A 22,423-nucleotide genomic window follows, 5' to 3' on the forward strand; every position below is an offset into this window, starting at 1 on the left:
AGTATTATTGTTACTTCAATCTAGAGCGTTTTATTGAAATTATCTTGCGGCTTATTGTTCCTATTTATGTGCTTCACTCATCATGCCATTGCAGAAGATAGTGTGAGAGTTTACCAATATCAATCAGAAAAAGGCATCAGCTCTTTTTCTGATATTCCCCCTAGTACCTCAAGTTATCAACAGGTCAGCATAGGTTGCTTTGCCTGTAAACTTAACGCTATGGTTAACTGGCATAACACGCGTTTATTTATCGATCATTTCAGAACAACCATTAATCAACAGGCAAAGCTTTATAAAATTGACCCTGCCCTTATTCTTGCGGTCATTCATGCCGAATCACACTTTAACCCACAGGCTTTGTCTAAAACTGGCGCACAAGGGCTCATGCAGTTAATGCCGGCAACAGCTAAAGCGTTAGGCGTTAGGAATTCATTCGATGCTAAACAAAATATTAGCGCAGGCAGTAAACATTTAGCACGTTTAATAAGAAAGTACGGTGGTAATATTACGTTAGTTTCAGCGGCCTATAACGCAGGCGAAGGTGCTGTTAAAAGGTATAACGGCGTGCCCCCTTTCCCTGAAACTGAAATTTATGTTGAACGGGTAAAAATTTTACATCAGCGCTATTTAACCCACATCACCACTTCGCCCTTTTTTGTACCAACGAATTAATTCTTTTTGATCGCCAGGAGCATCTTCACCTTGTGCTATTTTAGTGAGTGCTTGTTTCGCTAGTAATTGTTCGACTTTATCTTCAATTTTACTGAGCGTATTATAAAAAGCACTAGTTTCATCAGCGGTTAAAACACTTTCAAGCTCTTTTGAACGCAACTCCATCGCGGTAGTAAGCTGTTGATATAATGCCTTACCTTGATCATTTAGGGCTAAAATTTTAATGTTTTTACTTTTTTCATCTCGACGAATGTCGATTAAACCTTTTTTATCTAATGCTTTTACTGCACGACTAACATTATAAGAATCAATACGAGATTGATAAGCAATGTCCGCTGATTTAATCGGCATGTATGAGCCAATATTTAATAGAACGCGCATTTCTCTGGGTTCTAGATCACAGAGTTCACGAATTTTCCAGTCACGATTTAAAGCGAGTAAATTGCTAACAACCGCGACTCTAAACGGTAAGTGCTTGGTTAAATCTAAGGGTTCAGCTATTTCTTTCGTTAGTCTAAACGCTTTATTTCTGGCAGATATAGTAATGAGAGTACCTCAGGGTTTTAAAATAAGGACTACAAAAAAGTCGCAATTTCATTCAGTGGTTTTTTAACTAAAGCATGCTGAGGCACAGTAGCACCTTCGCTTGGATAGCCGGTAATAAGTAACATATAAGCGCGATCATTTTCTGGACGTCCACACACTTTACTTAAAAAAGACATAGGTTTTGGTGTATGGGTTAGCGTCACTAAACCAGAGGTATGCAAGGCATTAATTAAAAAGCCCGTCGCGATCCCAACAGATTCATGAACATAATAGTTAGTGTTTTTCTCTGTTGAACTTATGCCACCTTTCTTTTGGCTGAATATGGCGATAAGCCATGGTGCATTTTCTAAGTAAGGTTTATTAGCATCTGTGCCGAGCGCTTTTAAAGCACCTAGCCACTCTTCACCTGCTCGGCCTTCATAAAAGCCTCGTTCATGAAATTCAGCCTGTTCTCTAATTTTCTTTTTTATATCGCTACTATGTACAGCGACAAAGTGCCAAGGTTGATGATTAGCACCACTTGGCGCCGTTGCAGCCGCTTTTATACAGTTTTCTATAATCTCTTTAGGCACAGGGCGATCGCTAAAATTGCGAATGCTATGGCGACGCTTTATATCCAAGTAGAAGTTTTCAGAACGCAAGCGCATTTCTTCAACAGGGTATTCAATGTAATCGGTGAGCGGGCTTGAGTCATGATCTTGCATCGAGATTTATCCATTTTATTTAATACCAATAGCTAGCAGGATATAACACTGCACAGATATTGCAAGTGCAACAACAATTATAGTCAGCATGCTATTTTCCGTACCTATATTTTTACACTATTGTCGATAAGTTAAATAAATTGAAATCAAAGCAGTTAAGTAAAATTACGCTTTATAATTAATTTTACAATTAACGCTAATATTTTCAATAAACTAAAATCAACAATTAAAATCTGTATATATGTTCTACTTTTTATGATTATTTTATTATAAATCCTTCCTTTTTAAGTTTAAATAAGTCTTGTGGCTACATAACCTATTTTCATAAATAAACTATATTTAATTATTTGCTTTTAAAGTAACTGGAGACACTTCCATGGATAGCTTCTCAAATATATTAACGCTAGTTAAACCTAGAACGAGCGATTTAATTTCACTAAAAAAATCGATACTTTTGGCTAAAAATAATCACGCTCGCGTCACTGTTTTAGCAACAAAAGAAAAACCTTCTCGCTATCAACGCTGGCTTAATCATAAAACAACGACTGAGTTAGTTAATGAAGAAAAAATTAATAGCTTAATTCATCTTGCCAAACAAGAAGGTATTTCTATTAACTATAAAATACGAGAGGAGCGCGATCAATTTATCACGCTAAAAAAGCAACTAAAGGAAAATCAGTATGACTTGGTGGTAGCAGAAAACCTAAAAAAAGCACCACACCTTTGGACGTTTGAACAAGCAGAGTATACGCATTTATTACGTGTTTCAGATACATCAGTTTTATTCGTTGGTGACCATCAATGGTTAAATAATGGCAATGTACTAGCGGCTATTGAAACAGAGGAAAATACCGTAACGCATAAAACATTTAATAATGAAATTATTGAAAAATCATCTGATTTAGCAAAACTATTAATGAGTGATATTCATTTGTTTAATTGTTATTTAGAAAGTTGCAGTGTTTCCTTTCAGCCAATGAAGTCAATGAAACAATCTAAAAATCATTTAGATCATCTGACATCATTCGTTAAACCCTATCATTTTAAAGGTGAAAATTTACACGTTGAGGAAGGATTAGCCGATGATATTATTCCATCTTTAGCAAATAAATATAATGCGAATGTTGTGGTTATGGGATATGGGGAACACCAAGGATGGTTATCTAGAATTAAAGGTCACACGCTTGATTATGTTTTAAATAACTTACATTGTGACTTGTTAGCATTAAAGCAATCTAATAACCATGCAAATAAACCACACCACTGAGCAAAAATTATTTTCTTATTAAAACAACCCTATAAATAATTTTCTGATTAAAATAATTTTAGACAAAAAAATACCGTTCACCTTAAGTGAACAGCATTAAATGGTTAAGTGCTTTATTTTTAACTAGACACACTCAAAAAAATTAACCAATAAAAGCACGCGCATTACGGAACATGCGTACCCAAGGTGAGTCTTCTTGCCATTCATCTGGGTGCCATGAGTTTGCAACCGTTCTAAAAACACGCTCAGGGTGTGGCATCATAATAGTAACACGGCCGTCTGTTGTGGTTAGGGCGGTAATACCGTCTGGCGAGCCGTTCGGGTTAGCTGGGTAAGTTTCAGTAACTTGACCATAGTTATCAACATAACGCATTGAAACCGTGCCAGAATCATTGGCTGCACCAATGGCTTCTTCAGAACTAAATTCTGCATGACCTTCACCATGAGAAACAGCAATCGGCATACGAGAACCTGACATGCCTTTAAATAATACTGAGGGGCTTTCTTGAATTTCAACTAATGAGAAACGTGCTTCAAAACGTTCAGATTTGTTTTGTACAAAATGTGGCCACGCTGCTGAACCTGGAATAATTTCTTTAAGGTTAGATAACATCTGACAACCATTACAAACACCTAAAGTAAAAGTATCTTGGCGTTCGAAAAAGGCTTTGAACATGGCTTTAGCATCTTTGTTAAACAAGATAGATTTTGCCCAACCTTCGCCAGCACCTAATACATCGCCGTAAGAGAAACCACCACAAGCGACTAAACCGTTAAAGTCAGCTAAATCGGCACGCCCTGATAAAATATCAGACATATGCACGTCAATGGCAACAAAACCAGCACGGTCAAAAGCGGCCGCCATTTCAACATGAGAGTTAACGCCCTGCTCACGCAATATCGCAATTTTAGGGTTAGTGTCCTGCAATGAATCTTGTGCAATTAACTTAGCAACAATATCCTCATTAATATCAAAAGTAAGCTCAGCATGTAAACCTGGGTCTTCGGTATCGTACTTAACATCATGTTCTTGTTGAGCACATTCAGGGTTATCACGCAGTGACTGCATTCTGTAGGTGGTTTGTGCCCAGACGGTACGATAGTAAGTACGAGAATTTTCAAGTACTACCTTGCCATCACGGCTAAAGCGAAGCGTATCTTCGTTATTAATGCGGCCGATATCAGTACAACAATCTAAAATTCCATGAGCCGCTAAAATAGCATCAATCGCTGCAACATCGCTTTCACGAATTTGAATAACAGCGCCGAGCTCTTCATTAAACAATACGTCAATGTCATTACCTGAAACTGAGCTTAATTTTGTTAAATCAATATCAACACCGGTGTGACCAGCAAAAGCCATTTCAACGACAGTTGTGAATAAACCACCATCAGAAATATCGTGATAAGCAATAAGCTTTTCATCACGAACCAAGGTTTGCATAGCATTAAAGAAGCCTTTTAAGGTTTCAGGACAATCTACATCGGGGGTTTCATTACCCAAGTGCTTATAAACCTGTGCTAAACATGAGCCACCTAAGCGCTTTTTACCTTTTGATAAATCAATAGCTAGAATTCGAGTCTCGCCTTGATCTATTCTTAACTCAGGGGTGACTGTTTTTCGAATATCTTCAACAACACCAAAAGCAGTAATGATTAATGACATAGGTGAAGTGACTGATTTTTCTTCGCCGTTATCTTCCCATTTGGTTTTCATTGACATTGAGTCTTTGCCAACCGGAATAGTTAAGCCAAGCGCAGGACAAAGTTCTTCGCCGATGGCTTTAACCGCTTCGTATAAACCAGCATCTTCACCTGGGTGACCTGCGGGTGACATCCAGTTAGCAGACAATTTTATACGGTTTAAATCACCGATATCTGTACCGGCAATATTAGTTAGTGATTCAGCGACCGCTAAACGAGCAGAAGCGCCAAAGTTTAATAATGCGACCGGTGTACGTTCACCCAAAGACATCGCTTCGCCATGATAAGAGTCAAGCGCAGAGGCGGTAACACCACAATCGGCGACAGGTACTTGCCAAGGACCAACCATTTGATCACGATTAACCATACCTGTTACCGAGCGATCGCCAATGGTGATCAGGAACGTTTTTTCTGCAACTGTCGGTAATGACAATATGCGGTCCGCGGCATCCGCTAAGGCAATGTCCGTTAAAGAGAACACATCACCCGCTGCTTTAGCTGTGGCGACATCTTTAAATATTTTAGGCGTTTTGCCTAATAAGACTTCAAGCGGCAAATCAATCGGGGTATCGCATTTAGCATTACCAGAAAAATGTGCATCAGTAACCGTTAAGTGTTCCTCTTCGGTTGCACGCCCTACCACTGAGAATGGTGCGCGTTCACGAAGACATATTTGTTCAAAAGTTGCTAAATTCTTGTCTGATACCGCAATAACATAACGTTCTTGAGATTCGTTACACCAGATTTCATGAGGAGCCATGCTGCGTTCATCATTAGGAACATTACGCAGTTCAAAAACACCGCCACGACCGCCATCAGACACTAATTCAGGGAATGCATTAGATAAACCACCTGCGCCAACATCATGAATAAAAGCGATAGGGTTGTCTTCGCCAAGCTGCCAACACTTATCGATAACTTCTTGGCAACGACGTTCCATTTCTGGATTTTCACGTTGCACAGAAGCAAAGTCGAGGTTCTCGGCTGATTGGCCAGAAGCCATTGATGATGCTGCTCCGCCACCTAAACCGATATTCATTGCCGGACCACCAAGTGCGATTAAGTGAGCACCAACAATAATTTCACGCTTTTGTACGTGTTCGTCACGAATATTACCCAAACCACCGGCTAGCATGATGGGTTTATGGTAACCACGAACCTCTGAGCCATTAAACGAGTTAACTTCTTCTTCGTAAGTACGGAAATAACCTAAAATAGCTGGACGGCCAAATTCATTATTAAATGCCGCTCCGCCTAAAGGACCTTCCAACATAATGTCTAATGCTGAAACGATACGATCTGGTTTACCAAAATCAGTTTCCCAGGGTTGAACAAAATTAGGAATGCGTAAATTTGATACTGAAAAGCCCACTAAACCTGCTTTGGGCTTGGAACCAATACCTGTCGCGCCTTCATCACGAATTTCACCACCTGAGCCTGTCGCTGCTCCAGGGTAAGGAGAAATAGCTGTTGGGTGATTATGCGTTTCAACTTTCATTAAAATTTGAATGTCTTCGTGATGATAACTATAAACGTTGGTTGCTGGATTAGGGAAGAAACGACCACCCTTATTACCGACCATAACGGCAGCGTTATCTTTATAGGCACTTAAGACAAAGTCAGGGTTTATTTCATGGGTATTACGGATCATTTTAAACAGCGATTTCGGCTGTTTAACGCCATCAATAGTCCAGTCAGCATTGAATATTTTATGACGACAATGTTCAGAGTTTGCTTGAGCAAACATGTAGAGTTCGATGTCGTGTGGGTTTCTACCTAATTTGGTAAAGTTTTCGAATAAATAATTTACTTCATCTTCTGCTAGCGCTAAGCCTAATTCGACGTTAGCAGCCATTAATGCGTTTTTACCACCATTTTCAATATCTATAACGGTTAATTCACTGGGTTCAGCCGTCGCAAAAAGCGCAGTAGTTGCTGACATCTCAGTAAAGACCGTTTCCATCATTCGATCTGAAATTAAATGATTAAGTTGAGCCTGCTGCTTTGCATCCAAAGGTTTGCTGGTAATATAATAAGCAATACCTCGTTCTAAACGGTTAACTTTCGCTAGACCACAATTATGGGCAATATCTGTTGATTTTGAAGACCAAGGAGAAATAGTACCCGGACGCGGAGTAACCAATAAAAATTGACCAACAGGTTCATGTTCTTCAATGTTTGGTCCATACTTAAGAAGTTGCTGTAAAACTTGAAACTCTTCGTCGCTAAGATCAGCTGAAATATGTGCAAAGTGTGTGAATTCAGCATAAATATCTGTCACAGGAAGTTCTAATTCAGCGCATTGAGCCAATAACTTTTTAACTCGAAAGTCTGAAAGAGCAGGAGCGCCGCGAAGGGTTTTCATCAACATCGTCATAAACGTAATCACCAGTTTAGTTTTATTTTAGTTGCGTTTTCGCAGTTAAAATAATGGAAGAAAAATCGCGCATATTATAGTTTATATAAAGGGTTTTGATAAGCGTTAAAAGATTAACTTAAACAGTTAATCTTGATAATTGATAAAAAGTGCTTTGAATAAAGCTGGAATCACGCCACAATGACCTTATATGATTAAGATAAATTTTAAAATAGTTAAAAAAATCAGCAAGTTTGTAAGCATATTCTTCTTGAGTACTTTTTTGCTATTCGGCTGTCAGCCAACAGAAGATAATGCCAGTTTGCAGCGAATAATTGAGCGTGGCTATATTAAGGTCGGTACTATTTATGGCTTAACCAGTTATTATCTAGAAGCTGAAGACGCTGCAGGTTTTGAATATGAGCTGGTAAAAAATTATGCAGACTCATTAGGTGTTGAATTAAAAGTAGTGCCTAGCTACAGCCTTGAAGAACTTTTTGATAAATTAGACAGCGGCCAAGTCGATATATTAGCAGCAGGCTTAGCGGTGACCGATAAAAGACGTCAAAAATATAATTTCTCTCCTAGTTATGATGATATCAGCCAAAAACTTGTTTTTAAACAGGGCGGCATTCGACCTCGTGACATAGAAGATTTAACGGGGAATTTATTGATCATGGCGCATTCAAGCCATGAAGAAAATCTTATTCAATTAAAAAATAGCCATCGTGAGTTAACTTGGCAAATCAGTGATGAATTCGATAGCGAAGAATTATTACTGAAAGTTTTATCAGAAGAAATTGACTACACCATTATCGACAGCAATACCCTAGCAGTTAATCGCCGCTATTATCCTGAAATCAGCATTGGCTTTACCATAAAAAAACCACAACCTTTGGCTTGGGCAGTTAGAAAAAATAATGACCAATCAATCTATGCCAGTCTTGTTGAATTTTTTGGCAAAGTACACCACGACGGTACATTATTAGCACTTAATGACAAATATTATGGTCATGTTGAAGAGTTTAATTATGTTGATACCCGAATGTTTATTAAAGCGGTTGAAGGTAAACTGCCTCAATACCAACCGCTCTTTGAAAAGTATAGCCAAGAGATTGACTGGCGATTATTGGCCGCGATTAGTTATCAAGAATCTCATTGGGAACCTCACGCCCGCTCGTATACAGGTGTGCGTGGTATGATGATGTTAACTTTGCCAACGGCTAAGCAAATGGGTATTAAAAGTCGCTTAGATGCTGAACAAAGTATTCGTGGTGGCGCTAAATACTTTAAACAAATGATCGATAGAATGCCCGATAGAGTACCTTTCCCTGACCGTTTATGGTTTGCACTTGCCTCATATAATATTGGTTTAGGTCATTTAAATGACGCACGAAAAATAACAGAAAAACAAGGTGGTGATCCCGACCGCTGGGTAGAGGTTAAAGATCGCTTACCATTACTTAAACAAAAAAAATATTACAAGCCAACTCGATACGGTTATGCCCGTGGTGATGAAGCGGTAAATTATGTTGAAAACATCAGACGTTACTACGATACCTTGACTTGGATGGATAATAAATCAAGAGAATATGTTCTTCCTGAACCGTTGGAAACGCAAGCCATCGCTATAATAGAATAACTTAGGTTGATAATCTGTGTTAATGTGAAGTTAGCTGTTGTTTCACTCAATAACTTTTACGTTGTCATCAAAGTGAAACACAGTTAAGCAATACTAAGTAAGTAGATAACTTCAAAGAGAGTCATAATGAACAATAAAATTAGACGACAAGTACAAAGTTCCCATAGAAAAAGACAGTTACAACGACAAAAACATAAGATAAACACCCGTCGCTTGGGACATTTCCTAATAGAAAACCAATAGAAAATCACTATTGGTTTTCACCAATAACCTTAAGTATGCTTACCTTGAGTCCATGTTGACTCGTTCAATAGTCGATTACCTGCATCAACAGCCCCTGTTTCCATGGTTGTCCCCATAGAGTCATTCCAACGATTTAAAAAGCCAAATAAAGATATAACGCTAAGAATTTCAATAATTTCACCGTTATCCCAGTATTTATGTAGTTCGCCAGATATACTATCGTCAACAGCATTGGGTACACTTGAAGCCGCAAGCGCAAATTCAAACGCTGCTTTCTCCGCTTTACTGTAGTTATCACTTGTTCGAAAAGACCAAATATCAGCTAACCTTTGGTCAGTTCCACCATAGCGCTCTGCCGCTAAAATTGTATGTGCCTCGCAATAGCGACAACCTGTATTAGCACTGGTTATATAACCCACCAAACGTTTTTGTTCAGCGGTTACTCTACCTTCATTTGCCATTACAGCAATATTTAAACTAATAAAAGCCTTAGCTACAGCTGGGCGCCGTTGCATGGTCAGTACACTATTCGGACAAAAACCTAACGTTTCATTAAAGAAACGGGCAAGCTCAGTAATGTCTTCATTTTCATCGCCAGTAAGTGGCTCGACTAACGCCATAACTATCTCCAAGTATCGTTAAACTAATCGTTAAAGATACATTAGTACAAACCCATGATATTGCAAGTGCAACATCATCGACTTATGTAATGGTTAGGAAAGTATCAAATAATAAGGCGTTATAACGCCATAGAAACGGCGATGAGAATCAGCTAAATTGACTTTAGCAATAATAAATTAGACGCGTTCGCTGTTAAGCAGCGAAAAACTACAGAGCCAGCTAAATCTAGCCGTATTACTGTTTATCTAGCGAATAATTAATAGTTTCAACGCCAATATTAATTTATTTTTATCGACAGCAACTGCACTTTTTTGCTTTTAAATTAAGCTTATGTCAATGTAGATGTAACAAATTGTTGCTGTTGGTACCATTGATAGTGCAATATGATGATATAAATTTGTCTATAAAGCATTTATAGGCAAATAAAGTTACCGTAATATCAGGATCTCGATTCATTAATTAGCTGATGCATGGAAGAAAGAGAATGAAAAAATATATACTCTTAGTTCTATTATTGATTGTAAATAGTCCTGCTCACACTGCTCCTTCAAGAGATTATGCGGTTGGTTGGGAGTTATGGTATCCCTATCAATACCACAATAAAAAACAAGAACTTGTTGGTTTAGATTTCGATATTTTCAATGCGATTATTAAAGAAACTAATTTCAAAGTAACCTTCACTGAACTGCCTTGGAAAAGACATTTACAATACATAAAAACAGGCAAAATGGATATGGCAATGGGTGCATCCTATACGCTTGAACGAGAAGAAAACGCCTATTTTTCTCTACCTTATCGTCTTGAGAAAGTTAATCTTTTTGTCAAAAAAGGCATGGCTGATAAAATTAAGCTCGAGACATTAGGTGATCTGGCTAATTCTAATTATATGATTGGTGTTGAAGGGGGATATTTTTATGGTGAAGAATTTCAAAAACTTATTACAACCAAAGACTTTCAAAGCCATATTAATAACGTTATCGACCTAGAGCAAAATGTAGCACTATTGCTAAAAGGTCACATCGACGGATTTTTGGTCGACCCTGTAACGATGAAAGTGTTCTCTGAAAAATACTTTTTGCAAGATGAGTTTGAGATGCACTCATTAAAAATATACCAAGATAATATTCATATTATGTTAAGCCGTGAATCCTGTACTATTGAAACCCTTAATCTTATTAATGAAGCCATTACCAAATTAAAACAAAGTGGCGAAATTGCTAAAATAATTAAACGCTGGACAGCAAACAACCAGTAATTAACACATTATTGTATTTCGTAAATCATCTAATTTAAAAAGTAACATGCCTTTTAAAACAAAAAACCTCAATAACAATGTGTTATTGAGGTGTCATTTTTTTATCAACTGGCTGTTAACCGGCTATAAATTAGCTTTTACGCCAAGTGGTTTTGCCAGCACTGTCTTCAACGATAATATTCATCGCCGCTAATTTATCTCGAGCTTCATCAGCTAATAACCAGTTTTTACTTGCTCTCGCATCATTACGTTGTTTTATTAACGCTTCAACTTCAGCGACTTCATCGCTGTCACCTTTTCCTTGTAAAAAACTTGCTGGAGATAGTTGTAATAAACCAATCAATTCTCCCAAACCTTTAAGCGTCGCGGCTAAATAAGGCGCCTTATCACTGCTTTCATTTTTAGCGACATTTAACTCTTTGGCTAAATCAAATAATACCGCTAACGCTTGTGGTGTATTAAAGTCGTCATTCATTACTTTAATAAATTGAGCAACAAACGTGTCATCCTTATCTAGTGAAAAATCAGCAAGCACCTCAACATCACGCAAAGCCGTGTAAATACGCTCTAGAGCAGAGCGTGCCTGTTCTAAATTATCTGTAGAATAGTTTAGCTGACTACGATAATGTCCAGAGGTTAAAAAGAACCGAACAGTTTCTGAGTCATACTGGCTTAGCACATCACGAATAGTGAAAAAATTATTGAGTGACTTTGACATTTTTTCTTGGTCAACTTGCACCATACCAGTATGGATCCAATAATTCACGTAAGGGGAATCAAGCGCACAACAACTCTGTGCTACTTCATTTTCATGGTGTGGAAACTGTAAATCTGAGCCACCGCCGTGAATATCAAAATGATGACCTAGTTCTTTAGCGCTCATCGCTGAACATTCAATATGCCAACCAGGACGCCCTGCTCCCCAAGGTGATTCCCAACTTGGATCGCCTGGTTTAGCTGACTTCCACAAAACAAAATCCAGTGGTGACCTCTTACTTTCGTCGACTTCTACACGAGAGCCAGCTTGTAATTGCTCTAAATTTTGACCGCTGAGTTTGCCGTAGTCTGCAAAGCTCGACACAGCAAACAACACATCGCCACTAGTGGCGACATAGGCATGCTCTTTTTCGACAAGTGTGACGATCATGGCAATAATTTCGTCCATGTGCGTCGTTACTCTTGGTTCTATATCTGGTCGTTCAATATTCAAACTATCAAAGTCTTCATGCATTAATGCAATAGTACGCTCGGTAAGCTCATCTGGTGTTTCGTTATTTTCTTGTGCCCGCTTAATTATTTTATCTTCAACATCGGTGATATTACGGACATAATTTACGTCATAACCAGAAAACCTTAGGTATCTAGCAATGTTGTCAAAGCTAATATAAGTACGTCCATGACCGATATGACATAAATCGTAAACCGTACAACCACACACATACAAACCGACTTTACCTGCTTCAATTGGGGTAAAAACTTCCTTCTGGCGGGTCAATGTATTGTATATCTGTAACATAAGATTTTCTGGCTCCGATCACGATTAAAATAGGGGTAATTAATAGTTAATAAAAATTATATCAATTTTCGATAATTGTACCCGAACAAAGCGCTAGGGTCATTATTTACCTACACATTATCCATAAGTTTGCTTTACAGTTCTGTGCTTTCGTTTACAATTCCCACATCGAAATTGAAGAGTAAATAAAATGATCATTTTAAAAACAAACTTAGGCGATATCAAAATTGAATTAAATTTTGATAAAGCACCTCTTACAGCAAAAAACTTTCAGCAGTATGTTGAAGACGGTTTTTACAACGGCACTATTTTTCATCGTGTCATTAAAGGTTTTATGGCACAAGGCGGTGGTTTTGCTTCTGGCTTAGAAGAAAAAGATTCTCGTGAAACCATTCAAAACGAAGCAAGTAATGGCTTAGAAAATAAGCGTGGCACTTTAGCGATGGCAAGAACACAAGAGCCACATTCAGCTTCAGCTCAGTTTTTTATCAACTTAAGCGACAACGATTTTTTAAATTTTAAAAACGAATCTGTGCAAGGTTGGGGTTATTGTGTATTTGCTGAAGTTGTTGAAGGCATGGACATTGTTGATAAAATGACTCTGGTTGAAACTGGTCGTATGGGTTTTCATGACGATGTACCAACAGAAGAAATCATTATTGAATCAGCGATTGTTGAATAATAAAAATTAGTGACTAACGCAATAAACAACAAATCAGTAACCTACTTTATTGCTGATTTGCATTTAGCGCAAAACAGGCCCGATATAACGGCCTGTTTTTTGTCATTCCTTGAAAAAGATGCCCCTAACGCCGAAACACTATATATATTAGGTGACTTATTTGAATACTGGATTGGTGATGATGATAAAAATCCTTTTGTCGTCGAAGTAGCCCTCGCGCTAAAAGCATTAAGCATGCTAGGTACTCGTATTTATTATATTCATGGTAACCGAGACTTTCTCTTAGGGAAGCGCTATGCCAAAGCTTGTGGCATGACGTTATTACCTGAAGTGGATGTTATTGATCTCTATGGTAAACCCGTCGTTATTATGCATGGTGACACTTTATGTACACGTGATATCGCTTACCAAGCCTTTAGAAAGAAATCTCGTTCTTGGTGGTGGCAAACGATGATTAAAAACTTACCACTGTTTGTACGTAAGAATATTGCTGAAAATTATCGCTTAAAAAGCGCCAGTGCAACGGCAATGAAGTCACAAGAAATAATGGATGTCACCGAGACAGAGGTTATTGACAAGCTTGAATTACATCATTGTCAGTTACTTATTCATGGACATACTCACCGCCCTAACATTCATCATATCCAAGCCAATAACCTACCTGCTCAGCGCATTGTTTTGGGTGATTGGTATGAGCAAGGCGCATGGTTAAAGGTAACAAAAGACAGTATAGAGTTACTTTCTCAAGCCTTTAAAACGCCTTAAACTTATTTTTTCAATAAATTAAATACTGCTGTTATAAATAAGTAATACCTCGACAAAAAAAAATGATAAAACTGGCTATTGTGTCGCATTTTCCATTGAGTTTTCTTTTAATTAACTGTTATTATGTAGAAAAATAATAAAGGAAAATAGGATGCAGAGAAGTTTTGATCAAGCGATAAAACTCGCAGAACAAGCTAAAGAATTTATGCTTTTGCATCTAATTGCGCCCATACCGAGCCATTACGCTGTTGCCTACTGTTATTTTTCAAAAGAAAACGTGTCACTCATAAAAAAAATAGATGGGCAATTAGCCAGCAAAAAACCACTCGACGCTATTTTTATCGACGCATTGTTTAGTGAGTTTCTTTCTAACAGCCAAAATATTGAAGATAATATTTTCACTCCTTTTGGCGAGACACTGAACAATACCTTAGCACAACTTGATAACCAAGTTTCAAGCGGACAAGCAGTAATAACTCATCTCAATAAGATAGAAAAAACGCTTGGTCAGCTAAGTGTAGAAAAGCCTCTCCAAAACATTACTACTTTTTTACTTAATGCTATAGGACAATCGACAGCTCAACATGAGTCTTTATCTACTGAGCTATATAAAGCATCTGAAGAAGTATCACAGTTAAAACTGAAGTTAGAAGAATCTCGTCAAGAAGCCCTAATTGATACCTTAACAGGATTATTAAACCGTCGAGGCTGTGATAAAAAATTACAGGCACTATCACTTGATAACATTCATTCATCATTAGTTATCGATATTGATCACTTCAAAAAAGTGAATGATTCTTTTGGACACAGTGTTGGCGATAAAGTGATTCAGTTGGTGGCAAAAATCATCAAAGAACACGTCACACCTGATGACATTCCTGTGCGCTACGGCGGTGAAGAGTTCGTGGTGGTATTATCAAATAAGTCGCAACAATTTGCTCATACGATGGCTGAAAAAATACGTTTGGCTATTGCGAAATTAAAATTAGTGCAACGTCAAAGTAATACTCAGCTTCCGCCTATTACGGTATCTATTGGGGTTGCCGAATTACACAATAACATGACATGGGCAACATTATTTAATAATGCCGACCAAGCGTTGTACCAAGCAAAAAATTCCGGCAGAAATCGTTGCGTATTAGCAAGCGCCAATACTGCAGCTTAACTTGAAAAAGCTAACTAAGCTTAAAGAGTCGCTGCAGGTAAGCCACTATGAAACTTAAAGTCTTCATCTGCACTAATAATTAACGTCGCTTCGATATCAGCAAAATATTTTATTCGTTCAGAAATATCGGTTCCAGCAATCTCTGTCGCTAATGATAAGTAATCTTGATAATGGCGAGCTTCAGAGCGTAGTAATGATATATAAAAATCACCCAGACGTTTATCAACATGAGGGGCTATTTTAGCAAAACGTTCACACGACCTAGCTTCGATAAAGGCACCGATAATTAACTTATCAACCATAGCATCAGGTTCAAAAGATTTTACATGACGAAGTAAGCCTTTCGCGTATCGGCACGGCGTAATACTTTGATATTCAATACCATACTCATCCATCATTTCTAATACTTGGTAAAAATGATGTAGCTCTTCTTTGATCAGTAAGACCATTTTGTCGATAAGGCCTTGCCCATGTGCTGAACCTGACTTAGGTAATATGGCTTTAGTTAACTTGTTTTTCGACGGTAATGAGCGCCAATCCCCTTGCCTTTTATAGATTAATTGCTCGAATGGCTGCAGCCATGCCAACAAAGCATCACCGCTTTCTTTATCAACTGCATATTTTCGGATCAAAAACATAGCGGACTGAGCTGCTTTTAATTCACACACCAGGTGATCAATTAATAGCACGGGTAAATTTTCAGGCTTAACGGCTTCATCAATCCATGCTTGTGGTGTTTCACACTTTAAGAATGACAATATTGGAGATAATAATTTTGTAGTCGACATTTGGTGAAATTCTTCACTATATACACTAGATTGATATCGATTTTATCATACCCTTATTAATAATTGCGCGGCTATTTTCAGAGAAAGTTAACGATCCAATAATAATAGAGTATTGTCTATGCTACTTTAAACGCGAATAACACAAAGTAAGGGGTTTTATGAAACACATTATCTCACTCAGTCCCCTTTTAGAGAGCAAAAAAAGTAATATTATCAGGTAATGATGATGGCAATTTTTGCATATAACTTACGCATGACTGCTTTTATTAGTCATTTTGACCAGGGTTTGCAAAATAAAATAACAACTTAATAATGAATAATTAGTGGCCAGTAATTTCGGCATAGCCAATACCATTAAAACCACCCGTTGCTTTTACTCGTCCTTCCCAGTAAGGGATTGTTAATTGATTACGTGAATCTTTGGTAATACTTTCAATAATAATGATTGGTCTATTCGTTAATTCAACTTGCCATTTACTAGGATAATAGTGGTTATTTAATGTCACGGTTTCAATAACAGACAGCTTAATATCTTCTTTAAAAAGCGGTGTTGTTTCGCCATTGGGGGCTATCTCAGTACCACTACAATACTCATAATTATTATCATTACCTCGAATACAAAAGAGCATGAGCCCTTGCTTCTCTGATTGAGTGGCTGATTGAGTGTCAACAATACTGAACCAATCCCAACCGAGTTGATTTTTGTCGAGTAAACTCGCCGACCACTCTCTGTCATACCATGCATTCCCCGAAACGTTATAGGTGTTACCCGCAAAAGTTAGACGGCCTTTTACCTTTAAAAAGGGATAACTAAAGTAATAAGACGCATGACCACTTTGTGTTTTTTGGCTATAGCCCTTGTCGCCATGCAAGGCTATTGGGCTGTCGCTTAGTGTTAGTGCTATTTCATAGTTTTCATGTGCTGCTGTTAAATTGAGTGGCAAAAATTCGTTGTTGATACTGCTCAACTGCCAATCATCAATACTGGCATCAAACGGCGAGCTAATGACCTTAGCTTGCCTTGCTCGTGAAAACCGTTCAAACGCAACATGATCTTGTTGGTGTTGCATGGCAAAATGAGCAAAGTAAAGATTGTTATCCCACCATTGTGACTCAAGGTTACCTGGCATTAGTGTGCGAAATAATGTCCATTGAACCCCAAAAGTCTCGCCAGTGTCACTTTGCAAATTAGCCGTTACATACCACCACTCAATACCTTGTTCAGCATGAATACCATGATCAGCGGGAAAGATAAGAGGAGTGCCCTGTATTACCGGTTTGCCAATAGCCACTTGTAATTTAGATGATGTTGTTTTTTGCTCAGTCGGTTGACACGCAGACAGCACAAAAATTAACAGCACAAGCGTAAATCGTACAAAAACAAACGGAGTCAATAATACCCCGGTCAAAGCTTGTCTTTTTATCACGCGATTATGACTCCTTAGTCGCTAAGTTAGTTAATTTTCGGATCGGTAAATAGGCACATAAAACAGAGACTCCAACTAGCGTTAAGCACGTTATTAATAAACTGCTTAAATCTAAACTAAAGTGAATAGTCCAGCCAAAGGCAATTGGCATGACAAACTTTAATAACGCAAAGCCCAGTGCGAAGCCAAGCGGAATAGCAAACAACGCAGTAAACACAACCACGCCTGCTGTTTGTAGCAGTTTCATGGTTAATAATTGCCCTTGTGTTACGCCTAAATTACGTAATATGGTTAATTGCTTTAATTGATTAACACTTAAACTTAATAGGCTGGTACACAAACTTAACAATGCAATAGCGAGAATAAAACTATTGAGTGCTTTGGTCACTACAAACGTATCTTCAAACAAGGCATTAGCTATTTCTTTAAATCTTTTATTGGCTAAAATTTTTGTACTGTCTTGTTTAAATTCGTCCATTAAACGCTCGCTAAAAACAGCAACGGAAGTACGACTTTTTAGCCGTATTGAATAACCAAAAACATCACGGTTTAGTGCTGCTGTTTTCTGGCGTTCCTCTAACGTAAGTAACGATATTCTTGGGTTACCATAATCATAAAAGAACCCTGTTATACGACAAGTAAATTTAGTTGAATTTTGCTTAAAGACCATCACGTCATTTAATGAATAATTAAACTTAATTTTACTTTGTTCGTTAGCCAAGCAACCTTGACCATAAAAATTTTCTACCTTAATGGCTGAGCCTGAAGTCAGCGAAATATGTTGATAATGTTCAAAGCTATTACCAAAGCTTGCAAGGTTCGCAGGTACTTTATTTACATCACCATCACTTTGCATATAGATACTCAACTTCTCAACTTCAGGTAAGTTAGTGAGCGCTTGCCTTAAAGTATTATCGAGTTTATCTGAACGTAAATAAATATCTGCACTTAATTGCTTTTCAAGATGGGCATTTAACGTATGGCTAAAGCTTTTCACCATAATTTGCATGCCGATAGCACTGCCAAGCGCCACTAGAATTGCAATAATAGCAATATGAAGGTCTTTTACATGAAGTCGGGTATCGGCATGAAGCCATTGTGTTAATGGATTTGTGATTGTCAACGGTAATGAAACCAAGAGAGACAGTACTTTAGGCACAAGTAAAATAAACAACATTAAAAGCGCAAAACACAGCAGCAAGGCTTGATACTCATTAGTCGCATAATAGAGTAACCCTATGACTGCTACTAATGTACTGACCAACAAACTATAGAACATCAATTGACTTTTTTGGGCAACTTGCTTGGCTTGCGCCAAAAGTATTACCCCCAAAGCCGAAATATTAAGGGCAAAGCCTAATAAGACATTTGACCATTGCCAATTGATCACAAGCGCTTTATCGAGTTGATACAAGCCAACTAGAGTGCTGTTAACATCAAGCACTAATGCATTAGCAATTAAATAACCACCTAATGTACCTAATAAAGCAGTGCAAACACTAACAATAATAAGTTCAATGACAAGACTCAGTTGAACACTTAACTTAATGCAACCTAATAGCTGCATTTGCTCTATTAATTTTTGTCGCGCAGTTAACGTCAGTTTTATCGCATTAAAACTCAAAAATGCCGCAACAATATAACCAAGCATGGCAAGTGCGGTCAGATTAAAAAAGAAGGCTTCAGATAAAACATCGAACGATTGTTGCTCTGCATCAATCAACTGTGCTTGCCCAGCAATTAGCTGTGCTATTTTTATTAATTGCTGCTCACTAACATGCGAGAGCTCAATAAAGCTGAGTTGCCCTTTAGCTGCTAATAAATAATCAGCATTGGCGATATCGGTGATCGCCCAAAGTCCAATATTGTCAGCTAATACAACTTCAGGTTGTTGCTGATCGTTTTGCAGCGAAAATTTTATTGGTTCACCTGTTTTTGTCACGATGCGTTTTGCAAATTTCGAGTCAACTAATAAGGTAGAAAGGGAAAAGCGTTGAGCTGTTTTATCAACATTTTCATCACTTTGTTGGTATTGCGCACGGTTTAACCACAGCAGAGTATCCACACCCTGAATGGCAAGTGTTTCTCCGTTGTTGGTTTTTAATTGACCTCGTAAAACGGGTTGAGTATTGATAAAGCCATGTTGTCGTAAAGTGAGCCATATATTGCCATCAATAAAGTACTTTCCTGTTAATGGCTTAATTAAATGTGTAACGGGGTTATTGATTAATGCGGAAGAATTTTGATAGCGTGTATTAGCCTCTTGATTAAGGCCAGAAATTGCGGTTAATAGTGCACTACCTAGACTAAAACCTAGAAAAAATAACGCCATTAACCAAGGATGTCTTCGATAGAAGGCTAAATGAGTGGCGATAATAAGTTTAATTTCATTGGTCAAATTATTCAAAATGACCATCTCTAAGTACTTTTACATGGTCAAAGTAATCGGTTAATTGATGACTGTGAGTCACCATCACCAAATTGATTTTTTGCTCACTGCATAACTCAGTAAGAAGTTTAACGACTTGGTGCGAGCGCTGCCGGTCTAAGTTACCTGTTGGTTCATCTGCAAAAATTATCTGAGGTTTGTTGAGTAAAGCTCTTGCGATACCAACTCTTTGTTGTTCTCCACCTGAGAGTTTTTCTGGCAGTGAATCGAGCTTACTTTCGAGCCCAAGTTTATTGACGATATTGTCAAATTCATCCGCTGGTTTTTTGGGGTAATTGAGTTTGTGTTGAAAGAGAATATTTTGCTTTACGGTTAAACAGTCAAGCAATTGGTAATGCTGAAATATTAGCCCTATTTTACGACGATACAGCGCAAGTTCTGTCTCATTCAGTGATGAAAGCTCTTGATTGTTAATACTTACCGAGCCACTATCTGCTTGCAAGAGTCCCGCTAAAATATGTAAAAAGGTTGTTTTACCTGAACCACTATCACCAAGTAACGCGAGGTGCTGTGCTGCAGGTACAAATAAATCGAGTTTATTTAAAATATTTTGTTTGTTGCCGCCATCATTACGGCTAAAAGATAAGTCCTTCACGCAAATCACGGTAACTCCTTATTATTAGGTAGAATATCATGGTAAAAACACTACAAAATCACCCAAAAAGTATTTAATCCCCTAAAAATTCCCCCTTCATTCAGCGAGATAATTATGAGTAATAATTTCATTTAGCCGACACTAAGTGAGTAATTAACAATATAAATAATTTTTTTACAGCTCCATTAACTCATGCCTCGTGTTTAACATTATAAAAAAGAAGGTAGGCGCTAATAGTGTTGTGGTCTAAATATCGTAAATAACTAAGCTATGGGTACTAAATTAGTGTCTATTTATCATAGCCATATCAAGAATTATCACTTATTTACACAAGATGATAAGAAGTGTCTATACTCAAAGTAAGCTTTAAAATAGCGATATCACATATATCATACCTTATAGATTTATAAATCTATAAGGATACTCGTTTGGGTAAACTCAACACTTAATAAAACTGTCTGTAAAATTTTTATTTCATGGTTAGACGTTAATGAATGAAATGAGTAAATATTATCAACTGTGTGATATTGCATAGCTAATACTAAACCAATAGGTTGTAGATGAATATTTCCACTGGCAATAAAATCGGCTTTTTATGCTTTATCGTCATATTAAGCATGTGGGGTTATGTTTTCTTTCATATTATTGGTATTTTTGATCTGCGAGCAATTAAAGATGAAAAGCACCATATATATTCGCTAACCATTGCTAATGAACTACGCCAAAGTTCAGATGACCTAACTCGTATGGCACGCACCTATGTGGTTACCGGGGATGAGATTTATAAAGAGTATTATTTTGACATCATTGCAATACGTAACGGAGATTCTCCTCGACCAAAAAAATACCCTCCCACGTACTGGTATACGTCACTTACACCAGAACGCTTTACTTCAGATAAATTAGGCATACAAGTCCCATTAAAGACTCTTATGGGAAATATGGGCTTTACAGAAAGTGAGTTATTACTACTTCAACAGTCCCAAAACCGCTCAGATAATTTAATGACTATCGAAAAACAGGCTTTTGCGTTAATGAAAGGACTCTACAATGATGGTAAAGGTACGTTTACCCTTAAAGGAGAGCCTGATAGGGCTTTTGCTATTAAGCTATTATTTTCACCTCAATACCAGCAAGAAAAAATTGCCATTATGCAACCTATTCAAAAGTTTATCGATGCTGTGGAGACTAGGTTAATTGTCGAGGCTGATGAGTTTAACATTAAGCAAAAAAAATATTTATGGTACGTCATTTTATTATTGGTTATTTCAACACTTATGGCGTTAATTATCACTTTTTATGTCAGAAATAAGATTGTTCTGCCTATATTTTCACTGGTTCACGATGCACAAAATATAGCTGAAGGAAATTACCAAGCACGTAGCAAGGTCATCGTAAAAAATGAAATTGGCTCACTGAGCAAAAATTTAAATAAAATGGCTAACCATATAGAACAAGACATTAATAAATTAAAAAAAATGGCGACAACGGATGAGTTAGTTGGCATTGCTAACAGACGTGCCTTTATGAAATCTTTGCAGCTTGAATTAGAGCGATCCCATCGTTATCAATTTCCACTGTGTTTATTAATGTTAGATGTAGATTATTTTAAAGTATTTAATGATACCTATGGTCATTCGGTTGGCGATGAAGTCTTAAAAATTATTTGCAACGTAAGCCAATTGGCACTGAGAGAGAATGATCTGATGGGGCGAATTGGCGGCGAAGAGTTTGCGTTCATTCTTCCCGCTACCAACATCGACTTCGCTTTAATTGTTGCTGAGCGCATCCGCGCGGCTGTTGATAATGCTTTTCTTATTATTGATAATAAAAAGGTAAAGATCACCGTAAGCATGGGAGCCACCCAATTAACTAAGCCAGATGATGTTGGTTTATTTCTCAAAAGAGCAGATGTAGCCATGTATAAATCAAAGGACAACGGTCGTAACCAAACCAGCTTTATTTAACCGCTATTGACTAATATTGATAAAAGAACAAACATAACTTTGTTCTCAAGGGTGATATA

General features: G+C 37.5%; 17 protein-coding genes. 8 read left to right on the top strand and 9 right to left on the bottom strand.

What is annotated here, in order from left to right; translation table 11 throughout:
- The first annotated feature begins 33 nt into the window (after positions 1 to 33).
- Entirely contained in the window at positions 34 to 672 is a 639-nt protein-coding gene (locus H4J69_RS13490; protein ID WP_182244863.1) for a lytic transglycosylase domain-containing protein, read from the top strand.
- Here the strand turns inward: H4J69_RS13490 and H4J69_RS13495 are convergent.
- Both H4J69_RS13495 and H4J69_RS13500 read right to left on the bottom strand, forming a co-directional pair.
- Positions 628 to 1,218 carry a MarR family transcriptional regulator gene (locus H4J69_RS13495; protein ID WP_070374262.1) on the bottom strand — a complete coding sequence of 197 codons (591 nt, stop codon included), beginning with the start codon at positions 1,216 to 1,218 and terminating at the stop codon, positions 628 to 630. The genes H4J69_RS13490 and H4J69_RS13495 overlap by 45 nt on opposite strands.
- A 29-nt stretch (positions 1,219 to 1,247) precedes the next feature.
- A complete protein-coding gene (locus H4J69_RS13500) occupies positions 1,248 to 1,922 on the bottom strand; it encodes a nitroreductase family protein (RefSeq protein ID WP_182244862.1) in 675 nt (224 codons plus the stop codon).
- A gap of 376 nt (positions 1,923 to 2,298) precedes the next feature.
- On the opposite strand from H4J69_RS13500, the gene H4J69_RS13505 reads away from it, so the two are divergent.
- Positions 2,299 to 3,189 carry a universal stress protein gene (locus H4J69_RS13505; protein ID WP_182244861.1) on the top strand — a complete coding sequence of 297 codons (891 nt, stop codon included), beginning with the start codon at positions 2,299 to 2,301 and terminating at the stop codon, positions 3,187 to 3,189.
- 142 nt (positions 3,190 to 3,331) lie between these two features.
- Here H4J69_RS13505 and purL read toward each other — a convergent pair whose 3' ends face one another.
- A complete protein-coding gene (gene purL / locus H4J69_RS13510) occupies positions 3,332 to 7,258 on the bottom strand; it encodes a phosphoribosylformylglycinamidine synthase (RefSeq protein WP_182244860.1) in 3,927 nt (1,308 codons plus the stop codon).
- A gap of 262 nt (positions 7,259 to 7,520) precedes the next feature.
- Here purL and mltF point away from each other — a divergent pair, with 262 nt between their 5' ends.
- A complete protein-coding gene (mltF, locus tag H4J69_RS13515) occupies positions 7,521 to 8,891 on the top strand; it encodes a membrane-bound lytic murein transglycosylase MltF (RefSeq protein ID WP_259364767.1) in 1,371 nt (456 codons plus the stop codon).
- A gap of 272 nt (positions 8,892 to 9,163) precedes the next feature.
- On the opposite strand, the gene H4J69_RS13520 is transcribed toward mltF, so the two are convergent.
- On the bottom strand, positions 9,164 to 9,754 hold the full coding sequence (locus H4J69_RS13520; RefSeq protein WP_182244859.1) for a carboxymuconolactone decarboxylase family protein: 591 nt from the start codon (positions 9,752 to 9,754) through the stop codon (positions 9,164 to 9,166).
- Between the two features lie 485 nt (positions 9,755 to 10,239).
- Between H4J69_RS13520 and H4J69_RS13525 the strand changes: the two genes are divergently transcribed.
- Complete coding sequence (locus H4J69_RS13525) at positions 10,240 to 11,010, top strand: ABC transporter substrate-binding protein (RefSeq protein WP_182242782.1); 771 nt, start codon at positions 10,240 to 10,242, stop codon at positions 11,008 to 11,010.
- Between the two features lie 130 nt (positions 11,011 to 11,140).
- Here H4J69_RS13525 and cysS read toward each other — a convergent pair whose 3' ends face one another.
- Positions 11,141 to 12,526 (bottom strand): cysteine--tRNA ligase, encoded by a 1,386-nt coding sequence (gene cysS, locus H4J69_RS13530; RefSeq protein WP_182222186.1) that lies wholly within the window; start codon positions 12,524 to 12,526, stop codon positions 11,141 to 11,143.
- 190 nt (positions 12,527 to 12,716) lie between these two features.
- On the opposite strand from cysS, the gene H4J69_RS13535 reads away from it, so the two are divergent.
- The 3 genes from H4J69_RS13535 (at position 12,717) to H4J69_RS13545 (ending at position 15,138) form a co-directional block, all read left to right on the top strand.
- Positions 12,717 to 13,208: a peptidylprolyl isomerase gene (locus H4J69_RS13535; protein WP_070374269.1), complete on the top strand. Its 492-nt coding sequence runs from the start codon at positions 12,717 to 12,719 to the stop codon at positions 13,206 to 13,208.
- A gap of 9 nt (positions 13,209 to 13,217) precedes the next feature.
- Complete coding sequence (locus H4J69_RS13540) at positions 13,218 to 13,973, top strand: UDP-2,3-diacylglucosamine diphosphatase (protein ID WP_310733609.1); 756 nt, start codon at positions 13,218 to 13,220, stop codon at positions 13,971 to 13,973.
- 151 nt (positions 13,974 to 14,124) lie between these two features.
- Positions 14,125 to 15,138: a GGDEF domain-containing protein gene (locus H4J69_RS13545; protein ID WP_182244858.1), complete on the top strand. Its 1,014-nt coding sequence runs from the start codon at positions 14,125 to 14,127 to the stop codon at positions 15,136 to 15,138.
- Positions 15,139 to 15,158: 20 nt separating this feature from the next.
- Here the strand turns inward: H4J69_RS13545 and H4J69_RS13550 are convergent, their stop codons facing one another.
- From H4J69_RS13550 to H4J69_RS13565, 4 genes are all read right to left on the bottom strand, one after another.
- Positions 15,159 to 15,926 (bottom strand): tRNA isopentenyl-2-thiomethyl-A-37 hydroxylase MiaE, encoded by a 768-nt coding sequence (locus tag H4J69_RS13550; protein WP_182230164.1) that lies wholly within the window; start codon positions 15,924 to 15,926, stop codon positions 15,159 to 15,161.
- Between the two features lie 320 nt (positions 15,927 to 16,246).
- Positions 16,247 to 17,350, bottom strand: a complete 1,104-nt coding sequence (locus H4J69_RS13555) for a lipocalin-like domain-containing protein (protein ID WP_182244866.1) — start codon at positions 17,348 to 17,350, stop codon at positions 16,247 to 16,249.
- 7 nt (positions 17,351 to 17,357) lie between these two features.
- Positions 17,358 to 19,769 carry an ABC transporter permease gene (locus H4J69_RS13560; RefSeq protein WP_182244857.1) on the bottom strand — a complete coding sequence of 804 codons (2,412 nt, stop codon included), beginning with the start codon at positions 19,767 to 19,769 and terminating at the stop codon, positions 17,358 to 17,360.
- The gene (locus H4J69_RS13565; protein ID WP_182213981.1) at positions 19,753 to 20,406 is read right to left on the bottom strand and encodes an ABC transporter ATP-binding protein; all 654 of its coding nucleotides are present in this window, start codon (positions 20,404 to 20,406) and stop codon (positions 19,753 to 19,755) included. Before H4J69_RS13565 ends, H4J69_RS13560 begins: the two co-directional genes overlap by 17 nt.
- 551 nt (positions 20,407 to 20,957) lie before the next feature.
- Here H4J69_RS13565 and H4J69_RS13570 point away from each other — a divergent pair.
- Positions 20,958 to 22,364, top strand: coding sequence for a diguanylate cyclase (locus H4J69_RS13570; RefSeq protein ID WP_182213982.1), 1,407 nt, complete (start codon positions 20,958 to 20,960; stop codon positions 22,362 to 22,364).
- Positions 22,365 to 22,423 lie beyond the last annotated feature (59 nt).

This window comes from Colwellia sp. BRX10-9, assembly GCF_014077405.1.
Classification (GTDB): Bacteria; Pseudomonadota; Gammaproteobacteria; order Enterobacterales; family Alteromonadaceae; genus Colwellia_A.